The organism is Pseudoalteromonas mucoides, assembly GCF_049257175.1.
Taxonomy (GTDB): Bacteria; Pseudomonadota; Gammaproteobacteria; order Enterobacterales; family Alteromonadaceae; genus Pseudoalteromonas.
Genome location: NZ_JBMMUC010000002.1, coordinates 289,573 through 309,261, shown reverse-complemented (window position 1 = coordinate 309,261; position 19,689 = coordinate 289,573). Strand labels below are relative to the sequence as shown.

The 19,689-nt window shown below is 39.4% G+C and carries 20 protein-coding genes; 10 read left to right on the top strand and 10 right to left on the bottom strand.

Annotated elements, in window-relative coordinates; translation table 11 throughout:
- Window position 1 precedes the first annotated feature (1 nt).
- The 4 genes from rnc to pdxJ are packed head-to-tail and all read left to right on the top strand — an operon-like array spanning window position 2 to window position 3,055.
- On the top strand, window positions 2-679 hold the full coding sequence (rnc, locus tag AAEU30_RS02855) for a ribonuclease III (RefSeq protein ID WP_087531989.1): 678 nt from the start codon (window positions 2-4) through the stop codon (window positions 677-679).
- Window positions 669-1,601, top strand: coding sequence for a GTPase Era (gene era / locus AAEU30_RS02850; protein ID WP_421959218.1), 933 nt, complete (start codon window positions 669-671; stop codon window positions 1,599-1,601). Before rnc ends, era begins: the two co-directional genes overlap by 11 nt.
- Before the next feature lie 19 nt (window positions 1,602-1,620).
- Window positions 1,621-2,307 carry a DNA repair protein RecO gene (gene recO / locus AAEU30_RS02845; RefSeq protein ID WP_421959217.1) on the top strand — a complete coding sequence of 229 codons (687 nt, stop codon included), beginning with the start codon at window positions 1,621-1,623 and terminating at the stop codon, window positions 2,305-2,307.
- A gap of 16 nt (window positions 2,308-2,323) precedes the next feature.
- Window positions 2,324-3,055, top strand: coding sequence for a pyridoxine 5'-phosphate synthase (gene pdxJ, locus AAEU30_RS02840; RefSeq protein ID WP_087531992.1), 732 nt, complete (start codon window positions 2,324-2,326; stop codon window positions 3,053-3,055).
- A 66-nt stretch (window positions 3,056-3,121) separates the two neighbouring features.
- Here the strand turns inward: pdxJ and AAEU30_RS02835 are convergent, their stop codons facing one another.
- Entirely contained in the window at window positions 3,122-3,313 is a 192-nt protein-coding gene (locus AAEU30_RS02835; RefSeq protein ID WP_087531994.1) for a hypothetical protein, read from the bottom strand.
- 52 nt (window positions 3,314-3,365) lie between these two features.
- Window positions 3,366-3,536 carry a DUF1328 domain-containing protein gene (locus AAEU30_RS02830; protein ID WP_087531995.1) on the bottom strand — a complete coding sequence of 57 codons (171 nt, stop codon included), beginning with the start codon at window positions 3,534-3,536 and terminating at the stop codon, window positions 3,366-3,368.
- 535 nt (window positions 3,537-4,071) lie between these two features.
- Between AAEU30_RS02830 and AAEU30_RS02825 the strand changes: the two genes are divergently transcribed.
- The 4 genes from AAEU30_RS02825 to AAEU30_RS02810 all read left to right on the top strand — a co-directional run bounded on the left by AAEU30_RS02825 (window position 4,072) and on the right by AAEU30_RS02810 (window position 7,599).
- Complete coding sequence (locus AAEU30_RS02825) at window positions 4,072-4,317, top strand: OadG family protein (RefSeq protein ID WP_087531996.1); 246 nt, start codon at window positions 4,072-4,074, stop codon at window positions 4,315-4,317.
- 10 nt (window positions 4,318-4,327) lie between these two features.
- Window positions 4,328-6,112 (top strand): sodium-extruding oxaloacetate decarboxylase subunit alpha, encoded by a 1,785-nt coding sequence (oadA, locus tag AAEU30_RS02820; protein ID WP_421959216.1) that lies wholly within the window; start codon window positions 4,328-4,330, stop codon window positions 6,110-6,112.
- Window positions 6,113-6,123: 11 nt separating this feature from the next.
- Window positions 6,124-7,254, top strand: a complete 1,131-nt coding sequence (locus tag AAEU30_RS02815) for a sodium ion-translocating decarboxylase subunit beta (RefSeq protein ID WP_087531998.1) — start codon at window positions 6,124-6,126, stop codon at window positions 7,252-7,254.
- Window positions 7,255-7,422: 168 nt separating this feature from the next.
- Window positions 7,423-7,599, top strand: coding sequence for a hypothetical protein (locus AAEU30_RS02810; RefSeq protein WP_176372521.1), 177 nt, complete (start codon window positions 7,423-7,425; stop codon window positions 7,597-7,599).
- Window positions 7,600-7,787: 188 nt separating this feature from the next.
- Here the strand turns inward: AAEU30_RS02810 and AAEU30_RS02805 are convergent, their stop codons facing one another.
- The gene (locus AAEU30_RS02805; RefSeq protein ID WP_087531999.1) at window positions 7,788-9,101 is read right to left on the bottom strand and encodes a peptidoglycan DD-metalloendopeptidase family protein; all 1,314 of its coding nucleotides are present in this window, start codon (window positions 9,099-9,101) and stop codon (window positions 7,788-7,790) included.
- A 150-nt stretch (window positions 9,102-9,251) separates the two neighbouring features.
- Here AAEU30_RS02805 and tyrS point away from each other — a divergent pair, with 150 nt between their 5' ends.
- A complete protein-coding gene (gene tyrS, locus AAEU30_RS02800) occupies window positions 9,252-10,451 on the top strand; it encodes a tyrosine--tRNA ligase (RefSeq protein WP_421959215.1) in 1,200 nt (399 codons plus the stop codon).
- Window positions 10,452-10,505: 54 nt separating this feature from the next.
- Here the strand turns inward: tyrS and AAEU30_RS02795 are convergent, their stop codons facing one another.
- From AAEU30_RS02795 to folE2, 4 genes are all read right to left on the bottom strand, one after another.
- Window positions 10,506-11,450, bottom strand: coding sequence for a cobalamin biosynthesis protein CobD/CbiB (locus AAEU30_RS02795; protein WP_421959214.1), 945 nt, complete (start codon window positions 11,448-11,450; stop codon window positions 10,506-10,508).
- Window position 11,451: 1 nt separating this feature from the next.
- Entirely contained in the window at window positions 11,452-12,159 is a 708-nt protein-coding gene (gene mtnN / locus AAEU30_RS02790) for a 5'-methylthioadenosine/S-adenosylhomocysteine nucleosidase (protein WP_290210094.1), read from the bottom strand.
- A 107-nt stretch (window positions 12,160-12,266) separates the two neighbouring features.
- Window positions 12,267-12,860, bottom strand: a complete 594-nt coding sequence (locus tag AAEU30_RS02785; protein WP_421959213.1) for a DUF2726 domain-containing protein — start codon at window positions 12,858-12,860, stop codon at window positions 12,267-12,269.
- Between the two features lie 83 nt (window positions 12,861-12,943).
- On the bottom strand, window positions 12,944-13,864 hold the full coding sequence (gene folE2 / locus AAEU30_RS02780) for a GTP cyclohydrolase FolE2 (RefSeq protein WP_421959212.1): 921 nt from the start codon (window positions 13,862-13,864) through the stop codon (window positions 12,944-12,946).
- Between the two features lie 377 nt (window positions 13,865-14,241).
- Here folE2 and arcB point away from each other — a divergent pair, with 377 nt between their 5' ends.
- Window positions 14,242-16,566: an aerobic respiration two-component sensor histidine kinase ArcB gene (gene arcB / locus AAEU30_RS02775; protein ID WP_421959211.1), complete on the top strand. Its 2,325-nt coding sequence runs from the start codon at window positions 14,242-14,244 to the stop codon at window positions 16,564-16,566.
- A 26-nt stretch (window positions 16,567-16,592) separates the two neighbouring features.
- Here arcB and arcA read toward each other — a convergent pair whose 3' ends face one another.
- From arcA to AAEU30_RS02760, 3 genes are all read right to left on the bottom strand, one after another.
- Complete coding sequence (gene arcA, locus AAEU30_RS02770; RefSeq protein ID WP_087532006.1) at window positions 16,593-17,309, bottom strand: two-component system response regulator ArcA; 717 nt, start codon at window positions 17,307-17,309, stop codon at window positions 16,593-16,595.
- Between the two features lie 106 nt (window positions 17,310-17,415).
- Window positions 17,416-17,940, bottom strand: a complete 525-nt coding sequence (locus AAEU30_RS02765) for a YfiR family protein (protein WP_421959210.1) — start codon at window positions 17,938-17,940, stop codon at window positions 17,416-17,418.
- Window positions 17,937-19,562, bottom strand: coding sequence for an ATP-binding protein (locus AAEU30_RS02760; RefSeq protein ID WP_421959209.1), 1,626 nt, complete (start codon window positions 19,560-19,562; stop codon window positions 17,937-17,939). Before AAEU30_RS02760 ends, AAEU30_RS02765 begins: the two co-directional genes overlap by 4 nt.
- Window positions 19,563-19,689 lie beyond the last annotated feature (127 nt).

Below are 19,689 nucleotides of genomic sequence, written 5' to 3'. Positions count from 1 at the left end.
AATGAAAAAAAATGTAACAGAGTTATATAAAAAAATAGGGTATACATTTACTGATCAAGGTTTACTTGAGCAGGCAATGACCCACCGCAGCCATAAAGGCCAGCATAATGAACGTTTAGAGTTTTTAGGTGACTCGATTCTAAGCTTCGTCATTGCCAATGCACTTTATAGCAAATTTCCAAAAGCCCGTGAAGGTGATTTAAGCCGTATGCGCTCTACTTTAGTGCGTGGGCAAACTCTGGCTGAGTTTGGCCTTGAATTTGGTTTAGGTGACTATTTACGTTTAGGTCCAGGTGAGCTTAAAAGTGGCGGTTTTAGGCGCGAGTCTACACTGGCCGATGCCGTAGAAGCAATTATTGGTGCTGTATTCTTAGACTCCGGTATCGATGTATGTGGTGAGCTAATTTTACAATGGTATGAAGCGCGTCTTGATGCGATTTCTCCTGGTTTAAATCAAAAAGATCCTAAGACTCTACTACAAGAGTACCTACAAGCCCGTAAACTATCACTGCCAGGCTATACTGTAGTGGATACTAAAGGCCAAGCACATAATCAAACATTCACGGTTGAATGTATTGTTGAAGGTATGGATAGCATTATCTCAGTAGGTAGCTCACGTCGTAAAGCCGAGCAAAAAGCCGCTGAAAAAGCATTGAAGATACTCAAAAATGAATCTTGATACATTGATCCAACCACATGAAGGTGAGCTTGATACTTTTTGTGGCATGATAGCCATTGTTGGTCGTCCTAATGTCGGTAAATCAACCTTACTTAATGAGATCATTGAGCAAAAGGTAAGTATTACTTCGCGTAAGCCGCAAACAACACGTCACCGTATTATGGGTATTCATACAGAAGGTCAGCATCAAGCTGTTTATGTAGATACACCTGGATTGCACGTTGAGGAAAAGCGCGCCATTAACCGTTTAATGAACCGTGCAGCTTCAAGTTCGATTGGCGATGTTGAGCTAATTATTTTTGTGGTTGAAGGCACTCATTGGAATGCTGATGATGAGATGGTTCTTAATAAAGTGAGCCAAAGTGGCAAACCAGTATTATTAGTCATAAATAAAATTGACCAGGTTAAAGATCGTGACTTAGTACTTCCACATATGAAGTGGTTGGGCGATAAGTTTGATTTTGTAGGTATTATGCCAGTGTCAGCGACACAGGGTAAAAATATTAACTTGATCAAAGATGAAGTAACGAAACGCCTTCCACCGTGTGAATTTTACTTTCCTGAAGACTATGTTACAGACCGTTCTATGCGCTTTATGGCAGCTGAAGTTATTCGTGAAAAGCTGATGCGCTTTATGGGTGAGGAGCTACCTTACTCAGTGACTGTTGAAATAGAGCAGTTTAAGTGGCAAGACAATGGTGTTTGGCATATCAATGGCTTGATTTTGGTTGAGCGTGAAACACAAAAACGGATGGTTATAGGTAACAAAGGCGAAAAGCTAAAAGTTATTGGCCGTGAAGCACGCAAAGATCTTGAAGAAATGCTTGATAACAAAGTATTTTTAGAGCTTTGGGTAAAAGTTAAATCGGGTTGGGCTGATGATGAACGAGCCCTGCGCAGTTTAGGCTATGGTGAAGATTAACTTCTGCCTAAATTAACCTATGGATAGCGACTTCTACACAGCATATTTATTACACCGACGTCCTTATAGCGACTCACAAGTAATGCTTGATATGCTAGTAGAAGGCGTTGGCCAATTGCGAATGTTAGCCCGCATCAATGGCCGACAAGCAACAAAGCATAAAGCACAGTTACAACCCTTCCAAACCTTACTAGTAAACTACACTGGTAGGCATGATTTAAAATACATCCAACGCTTTGAATTACATGGTACGCAATCACCACTTGTAGGTGATCAGCTTTACTGTGGCTTTTATTTAAATGAACTCACTAACCGCATTGTGCCAATTAATGAGCCAATTGATCATGCTTATCAGTTATATAAAACTCACCTTAGGCAACTAAACCAGCATCCAAACTTACAAGCCGTGTTACGCTCTTATGAGTTTCAGTTACTAGAATTGCTGGGCTATGGTGTTGATTTTACTTTCGATGCGGCGGGCGATCCAATTGATGCGTCGCACACGTATAGTTACTTTGCCGAATACGGTTTTGTAGTTCAGGATTTAAAAGGGGATGGGTTTACGGGAGCTCAGTTAAATGCAATTGCAGATCATGACTTTAGTGCACCTGATGTGCTATATATGGCGAAACAATTAAGCCGTCATCTAATGAAGCCATTGCTTGGTAAAAAACCATTAAAAAGCCGCGAGCTTTTTATTAAATAATTTATATAGGTAAAAAATGAAAGACATTCTGTTAGGTATCAACGTTGATCATATTGCAACTTTACGCCAAGCACGCGGCACAAACTACCCGGATCCCGCTCATGCAGCAAGTGTAGCTGAACATGCTGGCGCTGATGGCATTACAATTCACTTGCGTGAAGATCGTCGTCATATTCAAGACCGCGACGTTTATGTTATGGCAAAGACAATTCAAACCCGTATGAACTTAGAAATTGCAGTGACCGATGAAATGCTGGATATCGCGTTAGATGTTAAGCCTGAGTATGTATGCCTAGTACCAGAAAAACGTGAAGAGCTCACTACTGAAGGTGGTTTAGATGTTGTTGGTAATCTAGACAAAATTAAAGCTGCCACTGCTAAGCTAACTGACGCGGGCATCAAAGTATCATTATTCATTGATGCAGATAAAGCGCAGCTAGATGCAGCTAAAGCATGTAATGCCCCTTATGTAGAAATACACACAGGTGCTTACGCAGATGCAGAAAATGACAGCGATATGCAAAAAGAACTTGAACATATTCGCCAAGGTGTAGAGTATGCTGCGGGCTTAGGGTTAACGGTTAATGCAGGGCATGGCCTGCATTATCATAACGTCAAACCAATCGCTGCGATGAAGGACATTTACGAGCTTAATATTGGTCATGCTATAATCGCTCGTGCTGCTATTGATGGTCTTGATAAAGCCGTACGTGATATGAAACGTTTAATGCTTGAAGCAAGAGCTTAAAGCAGCTAATTATTAAAAACAAACCACGACTCAGGTGAGTCGTTTTTGTTAACTATTAATTATGGATTAACAGTTAGTTTCTTCAGCATTTACGCCTTCTTTAACTTCTTCACAGGCGTCTTCAACACCATTTTGTACGTCTGTTACTGCTTCATCAATGCGCTCACCAGCTTCTTCTGCATGATTGTCTTCACAACCCATGATAAAAAAACTTGCGAAAAGTGCGATAACGGCTGTTTTAACTGTTGTTGATTTCATAATGTAATTCCTTGTAAGTAATGTATGTATTAGTGTTTAAATTAATTTCCTGTTAAGGGGTTTTGCCTCGAAGCGCACCTGAAACGAGTGAAATAACTAATAATACTAAAAAGATAAAAAATATAATTTTGGCAATTCCTGCTGCGGCACCTGCGATACCACCAAAACCTAACACTGCAGCAATAAGTGCAATAACTAAAAATGTAATTGTCCAGCGTAACATTGTTGTCTCCTTGGTTTGTAAATTTGTTCGATATGGTTAATGCCAGTTATGTGCCATAACGAAAAGTACTTTAAAATCAATGTCTAATATGTTTATTACAAAGAAAGACAAGCGCACTGTAAGTAATATTTACTTTATTACGTGTAACTTATTCTTAAAATAAAAAATAACGTGTTATTAAATGCCTTTCTTGGTAAGACCAATTTAACATGGTGAGGCATTTCCTCTTAAATTTAGTGCAGATTCAAACTGCTATCATGATTTTTTAATCAACAGTATGCAGGATAGTTATAACTTTTAACTATATTCATTATTTATATTGTCTATATCTCAGAAAATAATAGCAAAATGTATGGTGTTAACTTTAATGTGGATATGTTAGCTTAATATTAATTGGTTTTACCAATTTACAAAGTATTGGACTTGGTCTGTTTCTTTGTTATGATTGGTGCATAATTATTTATATAAAGTGATTTTTTACCTATTTTGGGTTGGTAAATTAAAACGATAAGTTTAGTAATCAAGGGGGAGCAGCATGGACATAGGACAACTACTTGCTACAGCAGCAAATTTAATGGTCACTGGAATGGTGGGCGTGTTCGTATTCTTATCGCTGTTAATTTCAGCAATTATCTTTATGTCTAAAATAATGAGCCGCTTTGAAGAACCTGTGGTTGAGGCTGCTCGTACACCATCTATTAAAGCCCAAGGTGTGCCAAGTGCACATGTTGCTGCTATCAGTGCTGCAATCGCTCAGTACAAAAATAAACAAAAATCATAAGGGGTGACTCATGGCTAAATTAAAATTAACTGAGCTAGTACTCAGAGACGCGCATCAATCTTTATTAGCAACACGTATGCGTTTAGACGATATGCTACCAATTGCTGAAAAACTCGATAATGCGGGTTATTGGTCTATTGAATCTTGGGGTGGGGCAACGTTTGATTCATGTATTCGTTACTTAGGTGAAGATCCGTGGGAACGCATCCGTGCGCTTAAAAAAGCAATGCCAAACACGAAGCAACAAATGCTACTTCGTGGGCAAAACCTTTTAGGTTACCGTCATTATGCTGATGATGTCGTAGAAAAATTTGTTGAACGTGCCCACAAAAATGGTGTTGATGTATTTCGTATTTTTGATGCGATGAATGATGTGCGAAACCTTGAAACTGCAATTAAAGCCGCTGTGAAAGTGGGAGCTCATGCACAAGGCACGATTTCATATACTGTCAGCCCAGTGCACACACTTGATATGTGGCTTACTTTAGCCAAGCAGTTAGAAGATTTAGGCTGTCACTCAATTTGTATTAAGGATATGGCAGGTTTGCTTAAACCTTATGATTGTGAGCAATTGATCAAAGGGCTAAAAGAAACCGTTTCTATTCCTATCGCTATGCAATGCCATGCAACAACAGGTTTGAGTACAGCAACTTATCAAAAAGCCATAGATGCTGGTATTGATATGCTTGATACCGCTATTTCATCAATGAGTATGACCTACGGTCACAGCGCGACGGAAACAATAGTATCAATTGTCGAAGGTACTGAGCGAGATACCGAGCTTGATTTAAATCAGTTAGAAGAAATCGCGGCTTACTTCCGTGATGTGCGCAAAAAGTATGCGGCATTTGAGGGTAGCTTAAAAGGTGTAGATGGCCGTATCTTGTTAGCTCAAGTGCCAGGTGGCATGTTAACTAATATGGAAAACCAACTAAAAGAGCAAGGCGCAGCAGATAAACTGGATCAGGTGCTACTTGAGATCCCTCGTGTACGTGAAGATTTAGGTTTCTTACCATTAGTTACACCAACTTCACAAATTGTTGGTACTCAAGCAGTATTGAATGTATTGACCGGTGAACGTTATAAAACCATCACAAAAGAGACTGCAGGTGTACTTAAAGGCGAATATGGTTCAACACCAGCGCCAATGAATAAAGAATTACAGGAACGTGTACTTGATGGTAGTGAGGCAATTACTTGTCGCCCTGCTGATGTACTGCAACCAGAACTTGAAACATTGCAAGCTGAACTATTAAAAGAAGCACAAGAACAAGGTTTAGACCTTGCTGATGAGCAAATTGATGATGTATTAACGTATGCATTATTCCCACAAATTGGTTTGAAATTCCTGAAAAACCGCAACAACCCAGATGCGTTTGAAGCGGTGCCAAGTGCTGAGTCAGCTAAGCAAGACAAACCTTCTTCAAGCAATAAATCTAATAACAACACGGTTAAAGCTGAGCAGTACAGCGTAAAAGTTGATGGTAAAGTATATGACGTTGTCGTTGCACAAGGCGGTGAACTAAAAGAGGTAACACTCAAAGACAGTGAGTTAATTCCGCAGTCTGCGTCGGTAGCATCGGGCGAAACTTTGAATGCTCCGCTTGCAGGTAACATATTCAAGATTAAAGTGAAAGCGGGTCAAACAGTTAACGCAGGTGATGTTGTGATGATTATGGAAGCGATGAAGATGGAAACAGAAATTCGCGCTACTCACAGTGGAACTATAGCTGAACTGTTAGTTGCTGAAGGTGACTCTGTTGCCACAGGCGAAGCAATGATTGCAATGGCTTAGGAGTATAGAGGATGGAAGCGTTATTAAACCTCTGGCAAGCAACGGGTATAGCAAATTTCACTTTTCCTGCGTTAATCATGATTGCAGTAGGGTGCCTATTGTTGTACCTCGCAATTGCACGAAACTTTGAGCCACTATTACTATTACCAATAGGCTTTGGCGCTATATTAACAAATATCCCCGTGGCGGGCTTATCAGACCCCGGTGGTTTGCTCTACTACGTTTATCATATTGGTATTGATACTGGTGTATTTCCGTTATTGATCTTTATGGGGGTTGGGGCGCTGACAGACTTTAGTGCTTTAATTGCAAACCCGAGAATGATGTTACTTGGTGCGGCTGCTCAATTTGGTATTTTTGCTACCTTATTTGGGGCGATTTTACTTAACTATGTACCAGGCTTTGAGTTTTCGCTGCAGGATGCATCAGCTATCGCTATTATTGGTGGTGCTGATGGCCCAACAGCTATCTTCTTAGCATCAAAATTAGCGCCAGATTTATTAGGTGCAATTGCAGTTGCTGCTTATTCGTATATGGCCTTAGTGCCAATTATTCAGCCACCAATTATGCGTGCCTTAACAACACCTGAAGAACGTAAAATTCAAATGCCACAGTTACGTACTGTATCGAAAAAGGAAAAGATTATTTTCCCTCTCATGGTATTGGGTTTAACTATGTTGTTTTTACCTGCGGCTACACCGCTAGTAGGTATGTTTTGTTTAGGTAACTTAATGCGAGAATCAGGTGTAGTTGATCGCTTAAGTAACAGTGCACAAAATGAGATTATCAATATCACCACGATTTTCTTAGGTTTAGCAGTAGGGTCAAAATTAGCCGCGGATAAGTTTTTAACTGTCGAAACACTGGGTATTTTAGCACTAGGAGCACTAGCGTTCTCTATTGGTACAGCATCAGGTGTGTTTATGGCTAAAGGTTTGAATAAGTTCTCCAAGTCACCGATTAACCCTTTAGTTGGTGCGGCAGGTGTTTCTGCAGTACCAATGGCTGCTCGAGTCGTTAATAAAGTTGGCCTTGAGAATAACCCGCATAACTTCTTGTTGATGCATGCAATGGGGCCAAACGTAGCAGGTGTACTAGGGAGTGCCGTTGCTGCGGGGATTTTGTTAGCACTTGTAGGTTAAAATACAACAACACCAGTGCTCTTAATTTTGAGCACTGTTGAAGTAAACTTTTACTTCCAACCGACTGGCGCAGTTTGTACTGCGCTTTTTTTTGCCTGTTTTTTAGGTATACTCAAATTTCGTTTTATTAATTACCTAAACTTAGAACCGGAACTTTGAAGGAGTGGTATGAATATCTTTGTGATTTTAATCTCTTTGTTTGTCGCACTTGTCATTCTTGTACCACTACTTGAAAAGTATCAATCAAAGATGGGCTTAGAGGGCGCAACTAAATACGCGAAATATATTTGGCCATTAGTCATGATTTCATTGGTTGTGCAGTTGATTTATATGTTGGTGAGGTAGGGCGTAGCCGTCAGCCGTCAGGGAGCACTAAGCTGCTTGGCGTTAAAATGGGCTACGTAGGTTGCGGTTGAGTACAGCGAAACCCAACGAAAAAATACCCCCTCATAACAAAAAACCGTTGCTACTTACGTAACAACGGTTTTTATAATTTCTTACAGCTTACAGCTTACAGCTTACAGCTTACAGCTTTACTTAAGCGCTAACTGTAGTTCTCTGTTGCGCTCTAACTGTGCTAAGAATGTGTCTGCAATTGGCTTAAACTTCGCAAGCTCTGCGCGTGGTAATGGCTCAGACTTAGGTAGTTTGACTGTTTTAGGGTTACGGTGAACGCCGTTAACTAAGAACTCATAGTGTAAGTGTGCGCCGGTTACACGGCCTGTTGCACCCACAGTACCAATTTTTTGGCCTTGCTTAACTTTTTGACCCGTTTTTACTGCGCGTTTGTTTAAGTGTAAGTATTTAGTAACGTATTGTGTGCCATGACTAATAAATACATAATTACCATTGTATTTGCTGTAGCCTGATTTAATTACTTTACCGTTACCTGATGCCACAACTGGTGTACCAGTACGTGCTGCGTAATCAATACCTCGGTGCGCTTTTACTTGCCCTGTAACTGGGTGTAAGCGGCGAGGGTTAAAGCTTGAACTAATATACTTAAAGTTTACTGGCGCACGTAAAAATGCTTTTTTCATGCTACGGCCTTCAGGGGTATAAAAGTTATCATCGCTGTGGCGAATAGCTGCGTAACGTTCGCCTTGATTGATAAACTCAGCGGCAATAATTTTACCTGTGCCAATAAATTCACCATCTACATAGTGTGACTCGTAAATTAGACCAAATTGATCGCCTTTACGAATGTCATTAGCAAAATCCACGTCCCAACCAAAGATATCAGCAAAGTTCATAATTTGGCGTTCGCTTAAGCCTGCCGCAATGCCAGAGGTCCAAAAGCTATTGCTGATTTCACCGCCAGTAGATTTAGTTAGGGTTTCGATTTCTTTACTGTCGATTGAAGTATCGTAGTTACCTTCTTCGTTCAAAGTAACAAATAAAGTGTCTGTTTTTGAGATAACGTAGCGTAACTGCGCTAAAGAACCATCTTCAGCTGTGGCAAAACTAAGAATTTCACCAGGGTGAATTTTAGTAAGTTTGCGAGTTTCTGCGTTGGTGTTAAGTAATTTGTGAACGGTTTGCGCGTTAAAACCTGCACGCTTAAAGATAAGTGCTAAATTGTCACCGTTCTTTACTTCAAAGTCGACTAGGTCATATTCTGGTAATTTTGCTGCGTCTTCTTGCGAATTTAATTCAGTTAATTGCTCAGCATCATCAACTTTAATTTGTAATTCGTAGCGCTTGCCAATTTCTAGTGCGTCTGCACTGTTATCTTTAGAGGCGGTTGCTTTTTCAGAAGGAATAAGAGTCAGGGCAGCAATAGCAGAAACCAAACCTAGAATAAGCAATTTGTGTTTTTTTGGGAGTTTGTGCACAACGTGAACCATAACGTGCCTTTTTCTGCTGTCAAGATAATTAATCACTAATATTGCAGGATATACCTAATAAAGCGTTAATACCAGTGTTTTGTGGATTTAAACTATGGCTAATTTACGCTAGAATCCCTAGGTTGACTGAATTTTTTGGAGTAATACACAGTGGATTTACAAACCGCTCTAGCAGAGATTAAACGCGGTGCAGAAGAAATATTAATTGAAGACGAATTAGTTGAGAAACTAAAGTCTGGTAAAAAGCTTAAGATCAAGGCGGGTTTTGATCCAACCGCACCTGACTTACACTTAGGGCACACAGTGCTAATTAATAAAATGAAAACCTTCCAAGACTTAGGTCACGAAGTGATTTTCTTAATTGGTGATTTCACCGGTATGATTGGTGATCCAACTGGCAAAAATGTAACGCGTAAGCCACTGACTCGTGATGATGTGTTGGCAAATGCTGAAACGTATAAAGAACAAGTGTTTAAAATTTTAGATCCTGCGAAAACCACGGTTGCATTTAACTCCTCTTGGATGGAAAACCTAGGTGCTGCAGGTATGATCAAACTAGCTGCGCGCCAAACTGTTGCACGCATGCTTGAGCGTGATGACTTTAAAAAGCGTTATGCAAGTGGCCAATCGATTGCAATTCACGAATTTTTATACCCATTAGTACAAGGCTGGGATTCAGTTGCACTAGAAGCAGATGTTGAATTAGGTGGGACTGATCAACGTTTTAATTTGCTTATGGGCCGAGAGCTGCAAAAAGATGAAGGCCAAAAGCCGCAAACGGTACTGATGATGCCTTTATTGGAAGGTACCGATGGCGTACAAAAAATGTCTAAATCGTTAGGCAATTATATTGGTATTACAGATGCACCGAATGACATGTTTGGTAAAGTGATGTCAATCAGTGATGAACTCATGTGGCGCTATTATGATTTGCTAAGTAGCTTATCAATTGAAGAAATTACTGCGCTAAAAGAAAAAGTAGCACAGGGTACTAACCCACGTGATATCAAAATTGATTTAGCAAAAGAGATGATCGCTCGTTTTCATAGTGACGAAGCTGCACAAGGTGCACATGAAGATTTCATCAAGCGTTTCCAAAAGAACGCATTACCAGATGATATCCCTGATGTCACTGTGACCATTGATGAAGACACTGTATATGTAACTAACATGCTTAAAGAAGCAGGACTCGTTGCCAGTACTTCAGAAGCTATGCGTATGATCAAACAAGGTGCTGTGAAAATTAACGGTGAAGAGAAAGTAACAGACTCTAAGCTAGAAATAGCAAAAGGCAGTACGGCTATTTACCAAGTAGGTAAACGTAAATTCGCCAACATTACCGTTGCTTAATTAGCTAAGAATGAAAATTCAGTAATAGTACAAAACCAGCTTCGGCTGGTTTTTTTATATCGTTTTTATAATCTCAATACCAAGGATCACTAATAACCAAAATCCGCGAGCCTGATTAAACCGGTTTACCAGCACCGCAATATCTTCAGCCTTTGGTAGCCTGTCAGTACCTATACGCATTTTGTTAAAGCGCTGGGCTTGATACATTGCAGGTCCGCCAAGTTGCACGCCAACTGAGGCTGAGCAGGCACTGAGTAACCAACCAGAATTGCTTTGATAAAAGTGTCGGCCATAATGCTTTATATAATGAATACTTTGCTTTGTTGCTTTGCTCATAGCAATTGTAAGCGTAAGCATGCGTATTGGCAGCCATTCGATAATAAATAAAAGTCCTGCAATAGGTTTTAAAAAAGCGTTGTTAGGGGGAAGGTCGTTGCGCCAGGCTTGATGCATTAAACTTAATAAGTGATAACTTAAGGTCGCCATGGCACCAAATACTAAATATATAAAAATAACGGTAAAATAGTGACGGGCAACCCTCAGCGCGAAAGTTTCCATGGTCGCTTTACAAATCCCTGTACTTGAAAGCTTGCTCACGTCACGTGCTACTAGCGGGTTAAGTAAATCGCGCGCGGTGGCTTTTTGATTTTGTTTAACTAGTCGAGCAATGCGGAGTGCTTTTTTTTGTACGCTTTGCCATTGCAAACACATATATAAAATTAAGCCTGCGAGTAACTCAGGGTAGTAAGCAAATTCTAACAGTAAGACAGTAATAGTCATTATTACAAGAATCACTAAGCTAAAGCATAAAGTTGATGATAAATAGTGGTAGCTTTTTGGTTCTTTTTCGCGGTATATCCGTTTACCTAACGGGCGAAAAACCGCTGTGAGAAAGGTATTTGGGTGATACCAGCTACTTAAAGGCAAAAAGCGCTCTACGAGGAGCGCTAACAAAAACACAATAAAGTCCAAATGTTGTTGAACTAGATTGAGTAACACCTTATAAACTAACCGCTGTTAGTTTTTCAAGCAAAGCCACAACCATTTTAGATGAGTTGACTGATGCAGTTTCTAAGTATTCTTCAAACGATTGCGGCGATTCTTTACCGGCTATGTCAGACATAGAACGAATAACCACAAATGGGGTTTCTAAGCTATGACATACTTGAGCAATCGCAGCACCTTCCATTTCTACTGCAAGCATTGTTGGGAAATCAGCACGCGCTTTATCGATACGTACAGGGTCACACATAAATGAATCACCAGTACAAATTAAACCAACTAAGGTCTTAACGTCACTGATTTGAGCAATACTTTGCTCAGCCGCTTCAACCAGTTTAGGGTGTGCTGAAAAACCAGCAGGCATTTGTGGAACTTGACCAATTTCATAACCAAATGCAGTCACATCAACATCATGGTGGCGTACTTGTGATGAAATAACCACATCGCCCACACTTAATGAAGGATCAAAACCACCGGCAGAGCCTGTATTGATCACGCAATCGGGGTTAAAGTTATCAATCAATAATGTTGTTGCTATGGCTGATGCTACTTTACCAATACCGGATTGAACCAAAGTAACAGTGTTGCCAGCTAATTCACCCGTATAAAAAGTAAAACCTGCTTTTGTTAAAATTTGTGGATTTTGCATTGCTTCACGCAAAATTTTAACTTCTGGCTCCATCGCGCCAATAATACCAACATTCATAATTTTTGATTCCTCGAATTAGATGACTAGATTATACGTGAAGTTAGTACTAAAAAACAAAAATGCGAGCCTAAACTCGCATTTTAAAATATGATTTATTACTGCTGTTATATTTCTGCTAAAGCTGTTGAATGTGCTTTTGCTTGTGAAGGTGATAGTACAGCAGGTTTGGTTGCTCTGTTGCGGGTAGGTCGAGGAGCTTGAGCACCAGGTTTACCAAGTTTAAACATAATTGCATCACGAACTTCGCTAGGGCGGTAGCCTGATTTTACTTTCATTCGAATATGAGGAATGCCTGCGGCTTCTAATGCACCGTTTACGAACCAGTCTCGTTGTGCTTTGTGACCATCTTTATTTGCGTTGTTGACTAAATCTACAGCGGCCACAATCGTCAGCTTCTCTTTATCAATCAGTACAAAATCAAGTTGCTTATTTTTTGCTTTGGCTATAGCAGCACGTTTAGCTTTAACCGATAGGCCTTTCTTACAATCAATAATGTCGATTAGTTTCACACGACTAACGATTTTATATTGATCGCCTACAGCGCGCTCGAGCAAATTTAAAAAAGCACTTTCTACTTGAGTAAATACACTCTGCTTACGGGTGAAGGGATAAGGATTGCCGCCATCATCGGTAAATTTCGATGCAACAACAGAGGCCCCTACAACTAGCACTAAAATTGATAATAAAGCGAATTCCATACGGTAACTCCACAACAACAAATTGACACTTTGCTAGTAATTAGCAATTTATGTGCCTAGTTGATGTGAAGTTGTATATTAATTTAAGGTTGGTAACCGCCTTCAATACCTTTAACCGCAATTGCCACAGCATCGTGTGCGTGCAAAGATTCATAATGGTTTATCTGTAGCCAGTAATCGGCGTACTGGGCATGCTCTAGTACTGCTTTTATTTTACGCGCAGCATCTTCGCAAAACATTAAATTTTGGCCATTTAAACGAGCAAACTCTTGTTCATCTTCACGCTTAACGGCCGCTTGTACTGGGGTTTTTAGCTCAGCTTCAAGAGTATCAATCAAACTTAAAATATCAAACTCAGTAATCGTATTATCAAGTTTGATTTTCACGTTTGCGATTGAACGCTGTGAGTGCGGAGTTGCAACAATACCGTCAGTACTGCCTAACCAAGCGACTACTTCTTCTTGGTTTAATGTTTGTTGGTCAAACTTCTCTACAAACGCGTTTTGTATTAGTTGACGTGCTAAAGCGGCAGAGCAAGGGCAAGTTGAAGAGTAGGTTACATCTAAACTAAGCTCAAAACTAAGTTGCCCGCGGTCAATTTTTGCCTCTAGTAGAATAGGGTAGCTTTTCCAGCCAACTTTACCACTAAGCAATGACTTTCTGCGTAGTGGTAGTTCAAATTTGAATTCTATTTTAGCTTGATCACTTAAACCTTCGTGACTAGATATAAATGTATCTAGGGCTTGAGCAATTGTTTGCGGGTTAACTTGCTGCTCAGTAGAAAGTGTATCGAGTGCCAAAAACAAGCGCGACATATGAATGCCTTTTGCATCTTCTTTATGTAGATTAACAAAAGCGCGCGCTTTGGCATTTACATTTACAGGTGCAAGGCCACGAGATTCAAAAATAAATGGCAGCTCAATATCGGCCATACCAACCCAGTCTAATTTACCAGTTTGTAAGGCGGGAGCCGTATCTGCTATATCGGGCATATTGCTTTGCATGAAAAATCTCGTTATTGGCAATTGTAAAGCGCGGTATTTTACACGAAATAATTGAAAAATACGTAGTAGATGAAAATTTTATGTTTTCGTCGCGGAACATGAAAATTGCTAATGTAAAAATGCTAAAATAGCCGTGCAAGAAAATGGGCCTAGCCATTTTTTTAACATGCTGAAAATCTTAATGATTAAAATAGCGAATGGATTTACAATTTTATACGTATTAGAGCAGTGTTATTTAGTTTATTTAATACCAAAATTGGGTTAGGCATTTTCATTTGAAGCTGTGGCGCTAGCTTTTTTATATACTTATAACACTAGATTGAAGCATTGCTTAGTCTATTGATGTTAAAACCCATAGTCATGAGACAAGTTTATATATGATCGATTCTTCTTTGAGCCCTTGGGCTCGAATGCTTTCAAGTTTAATCACACGATTTGGTGAGTTCAAAACGGCAGCGATTTGCTATGTGTTGCTGTTAGTTGTGTCATTGATATTAGCATGCATGTTTTATTATGTTGCAGTTGGCCATGTAGTGATTGTAGATGTACTTGCAATGTTGTTTTTCACTGCTGTCGTATCACCTATTATGATAGGCGTGATTATAAACTCGATTCGTCAACTTGATGCCTCATACGCATACCTTGATAGCGCAACTAAACAAGAGAAGCTATTAAACCAAACGTTAAAAGATAATATCACTCGGCTAAACGTTGAGATAGACGAACGTAAAATGGCTTTTCATGCCAAGCACCGCGCAATTGAAGAGCTTAGACGCGAAATAGCTGAGCGTAAGAAAACCCAGCAAGAGCTTGCCCAACAAGGAATGTTATTACGTTCTATTGTCGATTCATCTCCTGATTTATTTTATTACCGTGACAACAATGGGGTTTTCGCCGGATGTAATAAAATGTTTGAAAAAGTTATTGGCAAGCCGGCAACTGAGCTGATAGGCAAAACCGCTGAGCAAATATACCCGCAACCTTATTTACCTGAGGTTCTTAGAACAGACAATAAAGTGGAAGAGACGCATCAAGCGCTCACCCTTGATGTAGAGTACCCGGTTGATAATGAAAATCGCTGGTTTGAAATGCGTAAATTACCTTTTATTAACGATGAAGGAGAGTATATCGGTTTGCTCGCGTTCGGCCGTGATATAACGAGCCGAAAAGAAGCAGCTCAAGCCCTTGAAACCGCTTATAAAGACAAGGGGAAATTTATTGCCACTTTAAGCCATGAGCTAAGAACGCCACTTAACGGTATTGTTGGTTTAACACGCATGTTACTCGATACCGAACTTGATAAACAGCAACGTAGCTGGTGTAGTACGGTTTTTTCAAGCGCCGAAACCTTGGGTAATATTTTCAACGATATTATTGATTTAGATAAGATTGACCGTGAGCAGCTGGATATTGTCGCTACACCAATAAATGTCTCTGATTTTATAAATGATGTGGTAAATTTTGCGGGCTTGATCGCAGAAGAGAAAGGACTTGAATTTGAAATTGAGCGTAAAGGTATCTTAGATATTTATGCTTCGCTAGATCCTACTCGTTTACGCCAAGTTGTTTGGAATTTAATCAATAATGCCGTTAAGTTTACTCAGCAAGGGAGAGTAGAATTATCTTGTATTAGAGAAAATCGTGCTGACGGTACGTGGTTAGTGATGAAGGTTACCGATACTGGCCAAGGAATACCGCAAGAGCAATTACAGCGTATCTTTGATATGTACTATAAAGCGCCTGACTTAAATGGCACAAATGCTATTGGTTCAGGAATTGGCCTGGCAGTAACCAAAGCACTCGTAACGGCAATGAGTGGGAAAATTCGAGTAAGTAGTACTGAAGGTGAGGGCAGTAGTTTTGTCGTCGAGATACCATTGGCTTTATGTGTTGCGCCAACAGAACAAAGTTATGCAGGGCGCAGTTTAAATATTTTGTTAGTTGAAGATGTTCCGTTAAATGCTGAAATTGCCACTAATTTACTTGAGCAGCGTGGCCACGAAGTTATTTGGGCTGAAACAGGTGAAGATGCTTTATCGTTTGTTGAAACTGAGGATGATCTTGATTTAGTGTTATTAGATATGCAATTGCCGGATATTAATGGTGATGAGGTTGCAAGACAAATTCGTGCAGATAGCTATTTTGATAAATTACCTATAGTAGCGTTAACGGCAAATGTACGTAGCGCCGAAGAGGAGTTAGAGGGTATCTCCATCCAAGGAGCACTCGCCAAACCAATCAATACCACTAAACTTGATAAAATACTTGCCGAACTATTTGATATAAAACAGGCGCAACAATGTGATGAAACACGCTTAACGGTATCTGCGCAGGATTGTTTAAATATAAATGTAGAACTACTCGATGTTGAAACTATTGAAGACTTTGTCAATTCAATGGGGATAGAAGTGTTTAAACGTAGCAGTAATTTATTTGCCAAAGTAAACCCACAGTACCAACAAGAATTAGCAAGCTCATTAGCGCAAGGTGATAGAGAAGAGTATAAATCGGTCGCACATAAGCTTAAAGGGGCAGCAGGTTCAGTAGGTCTTGACGATGTGCAATTGCATGCGAAAAAGATGGAGCATGGAGCGCTGGAGCAAAGCGATGGGGAGTTACAACAGTGGCTGGTAGAACTTGCAGATAAAATAAATGAAGGACAACAAGCCCTTCATTTATTCTTACAGCAGTTAGAGAAGTAACTGCTGTAGGGTAATCAACAGTATTATTAGCTGTCGATTTTACCTATGAATCGATAACCTTCACCGTGAATGGTGCTGATCAACTCAGAGGTGCTATTGTCGCTTTCAAAGTGTTTACGAATACGACGAATAGTTACATCCACCGTACGGTCATTAGCACGTAGTTCACGACCAGTCATATGTTTAATTAACTGTTCACGGCTAAAAATACGACCCGGAGAATCAAGCATTAGACGTAGTGCTCTGTATTCACCCTTAGGAAGACGCTTAGCATCACCATTAGGAGATGTTAAACAACGGCTATTTTCGTCAAGCTCCCAGCCATTGAACGTAATAACACCATTTGTTTCGATATTAGCTTCTTCGCCACCAAGAGCAGTACGAGAAATTAAGTTACGAGCACGAATGGTTAGTTCACGTGGATTAAACGGCTTAGTGATATAGTCGTCCGCACCAATTTCTAGGCCTAATATACGGTCAACATCATTATCACGACCAGTTAGGAAGATAAGCCCAACGTTACGCTTTTGACGCAACTCACGTGCTAAAATAAGCCCGTTTTTGCCTGGTAGGTTGATATCCATAACTACAAGATTCACATCATCATTATTTGTAAGCTTGTCATGCATGTCATCGCCATCTATGGCTTCAATAACTTTATAACCTTCAGCTTCAAACAAACTAACGAGGTTTAGTCGAGTTACATCTTCATCCTCTACAATCAGAATGACTGGCGTTTGCATTATTAATTAACCTTTTCGGAATATTTTATTTACAATTAATTCGGTATTGTATTATAAAACCGAATACAGAGATTATAGGAGTATATCCATTTGTTAACAAGTAAAATCAATTTGGATAAAACTTCGAAACAGCTAATAACCGAGATTGCACTTTAAAACTACTACGCAATAACTGCTGTTTATTGATATACAGTCGGATTTTATTCCCTTCTTGGATCAAAGCGGCAATCCCGCCTTTTTCTAAAAAACTGATACTCTCACCAACTGTTAAGGTGTCTGACGAAATGGTATCGATCCAAAGTGGAATTATATCATCTTCTTCTGTTTCATCAATGTATGTGATATCACAAAAGCGAGAAAGTTCAGAAATTTGCTGTTTTTTATCTATTAAAATTATTTTGATGGCTTTATCGTTAACACTTAATGATGGAGTGCTGTTTAAAACCGTTCCTACCCCTTGGTGTAAGTCATAAAAGCAAAAGGTCATCGTTTGGCTTTCGTCTGCTTTTGCAAACTCAACAAACTTACTAATTTGATATAAAAATGCAGATTTAACCTGTTCAGGAGACTTTGCTAAAATGCTAAATGGAGCAAAAAATATAAAGCTCAGTAATATCAGCTTTAAGTTCATTTTATATTGGCCTGCTCATTAGGCAGGGTGATAATAAAGCGGGTGCCGGTTACTTCCTGTTCATCATAGTGTACATTGCCTCCTAGCGCTTGTGTAACTAAGTTGTAAACCAAATGCATACCGAGGCCACTGCCACCTTCACCACGTTTAGTGGTTACAAATGGGTCAAAAATACGCTTTTTAATTGTTTTATCTACGCCAATACCATTATCAAGATAATTAATAATTAAACTGCTTTCATTACGCTCTATAGTGAATTCAATTTCATTGCCTATATCGTCTTTAAAGCCATGGATGACAGAATTGCTAAGCAGTTGCTGTAACACTTGTTGAAGCGGGCCTACTTTAGTTTCAAACATTAACTCGGAAGGGCAATGAATAATTACCTCAGGGGCTTTTTCTTGCATTTCAGTACGCATGGATAGCAGTACATCAGAGAGCAAATCTTTTACGTTGACTAACGAGTTCAGCTCACCATCTTGGTTTACTGCTACCTTTTTAAAGCTAGAAACAAGCTCTGCAGCTCTGTTTAAATTGCGATAAATTAAATCAAGGTTTTCTATACCATCATCAATAAAACGTTTTAACTGGCTAGAGGTTAGCGTTTTGTTTTCAAACCCTGAATTAATTTCAGCAAGTTTATCTCGCAGCAATGTGGAGCCTGTGATACCTAAGCCGATAGGAGTGTTAACTTCATGGGCTACACCGGCAACCATTTGTCCAAGTGAAGCCATTTTTTCACTCTCAACGATTTGATTTTGGTATTGGTGCATGCGCTCAAGTGTATTTAAAAGCTCTTGATTCGCTTCTCGTAGTGCTATCGTTCGCTGGTTTACTTTTTCTTCTAGACTTTGGTTTAACTGTTTTATTTCGAGCTTATCGTTTTTATGTCGCTCGATTTGGTTTTGCGCTCGCGTGAGCATAATATTTAAGCTACTAGCAAGAGTGTTTATTTCAGTAATGTTTGTTTTTGGTGCGCGAGCATCGTAATTGTGGTTTTTAGAAACATCTTGCAGCAATACGCTTAATTCATCAATTGGATTAGCAATACGTTTTTGGATACGTTTAGCTACGAAGTACACTAGCACTAAAACAAATAGGGTTAATAATATGTCGATGAGGATTTTTCTATTTATATAGTCATTAAGGCGTTCTAACCCACCACGTATATAGACATAACCTTTAATTTCACCTTCATAGAGTATTGGCTTTATCAGCTCTACTTGATTCTCAGTAATTTTAGCTTTTTTTAACTGTTCAATACTATCTACACGAAGGGGGACCGGTGGCGTTTTTTTTGCGTTAAAGCTGGTAAAAAATACAGCTTTATTCGTAATTTCATCAATTGAGTAGATATGTATATTCTTAACCAGAGGAATGGTTTCAAAGGACTTAAGCCGTTGCTCTTCTGTTTTTCTGTCATCAAATAAAACGGTAATTTGGGCATTAAATGCAACAATTTCAGCAAGGATAGTGAGTTTATTTATGATTAACTGTTTTTGTTCTTTAACATCAAGATAAGTTGAAATCGAAATAGACAAAGACAAACAAAGAGCAGTAACAAACATCACTGCACTAACCAAAGTTTTTCGTATACTCGTTTGCTGCAAAGATTTAGGCATTTTTTTGTTGTAGCCTGATATTTATCATGGTGACTTCGTTTTCTAAGTCTAGCAAACACAACGAAAAGTGACGAAGAAATATCAAATAATTGTCACTTTTTGTGTGTTTACTTTAAAAACTGAGTTT

What these genes read in the sequence shown, in the direction of transcription:
- AAEU30_RS02825 (WP_087531996.1), top strand. Translation starts at nt 4,072, where the DNA reads ATGGACATAGGACAACTACTTGCTACAGCAGCAAATTTAATGGTCACT.
- mtnN (WP_290210094.1), bottom strand. Translation starts at nt 12,159, where the DNA reads ATGAATGTTGGTATTATTGGCGCGATGGAGCCAGAAGTTAAAATTTTG.
- AAEU30_RS02805 (WP_087531999.1), bottom strand. Translation starts at nt 9,101, where the DNA reads ATGGTTCACGTTGTGCACAAACTCCCAAAAAAACACAAATTGCTTATT.
- era (WP_421959218.1), top strand. Translation starts at nt 669, where the DNA reads ATGAATCTTGATACATTGATCCAACCACATGAAGGTGAGCTTGATACT.
- rnc (WP_087531989.1), top strand. Translation starts at nt 2, where the DNA reads ATGAAAAAAAATGTAACAGAGTTATATAAAAAAATAGGGTATACATTT.
- oadA (WP_421959216.1), top strand. Translation starts at nt 4,328, where the DNA reads ATGGCTAAATTAAAATTAACTGAGCTAGTACTCAGAGACGCGCATCAA.
- arcB (WP_421959211.1), top strand. Translation starts at nt 14,242, where the DNA reads ATGATCGATTCTTCTTTGAGCCCTTGGGCTCGAATGCTTTCAAGTTTA.
- AAEU30_RS02765 (WP_421959210.1), bottom strand. Translation starts at nt 17,940, where the DNA reads ATGAACTTAAAGCTGATATTACTGAGCTTTATATTTTTTGCTCCATTT.
- recO (WP_421959217.1), top strand. Translation starts at nt 1,621, where the DNA reads ATGGATAGCGACTTCTACACAGCATATTTATTACACCGACGTCCTTAT.
- AAEU30_RS02810 (WP_176372521.1), top strand. Translation starts at nt 7,423, where the DNA reads ATGAATATCTTTGTGATTTTAATCTCTTTGTTTGTCGCACTTGTCATT.
- pdxJ (WP_087531992.1), top strand. Translation starts at nt 2,324, where the DNA reads ATGAAAGACATTCTGTTAGGTATCAACGTTGATCATATTGCAACTTTA.
- folE2 (WP_421959212.1), bottom strand. Translation starts at nt 13,864, where the DNA reads ATGCAAAGCAATATGCCCGATATAGCAGATACGGCTCCCGCCTTACAA.
- AAEU30_RS02830 (WP_087531995.1), bottom strand. Translation starts at nt 3,536, where the DNA reads ATGTTACGCTGGACAATTACATTTTTAGTTATTGCACTTATTGCTGCA.
- AAEU30_RS02760 (WP_421959209.1), bottom strand. Translation starts at nt 19,562, where the DNA reads ATGCCTAAATCTTTGCAGCAAACGAGTATACGAAAAACTTTGGTTAGT.
- AAEU30_RS02835 (WP_087531994.1), bottom strand. Translation starts at nt 3,313, where the DNA reads ATGAAATCAACAACAGTTAAAACAGCCGTTATCGCACTTTTCGCAAGT.
- arcA (WP_087532006.1), bottom strand. Translation starts at nt 17,309, where the DNA reads ATGCAAACGCCAGTCATTCTGATTGTAGAGGATGAAGATGTAACTCGA.
- AAEU30_RS02785 (WP_421959213.1), bottom strand. Translation starts at nt 12,860, where the DNA reads ATGGAATTCGCTTTATTATCAATTTTAGTGCTAGTTGTAGGGGCCTCT.
- AAEU30_RS02815 (WP_087531998.1), top strand. Translation starts at nt 6,124, where the DNA reads ATGGAAGCGTTATTAAACCTCTGGCAAGCAACGGGTATAGCAAATTTC.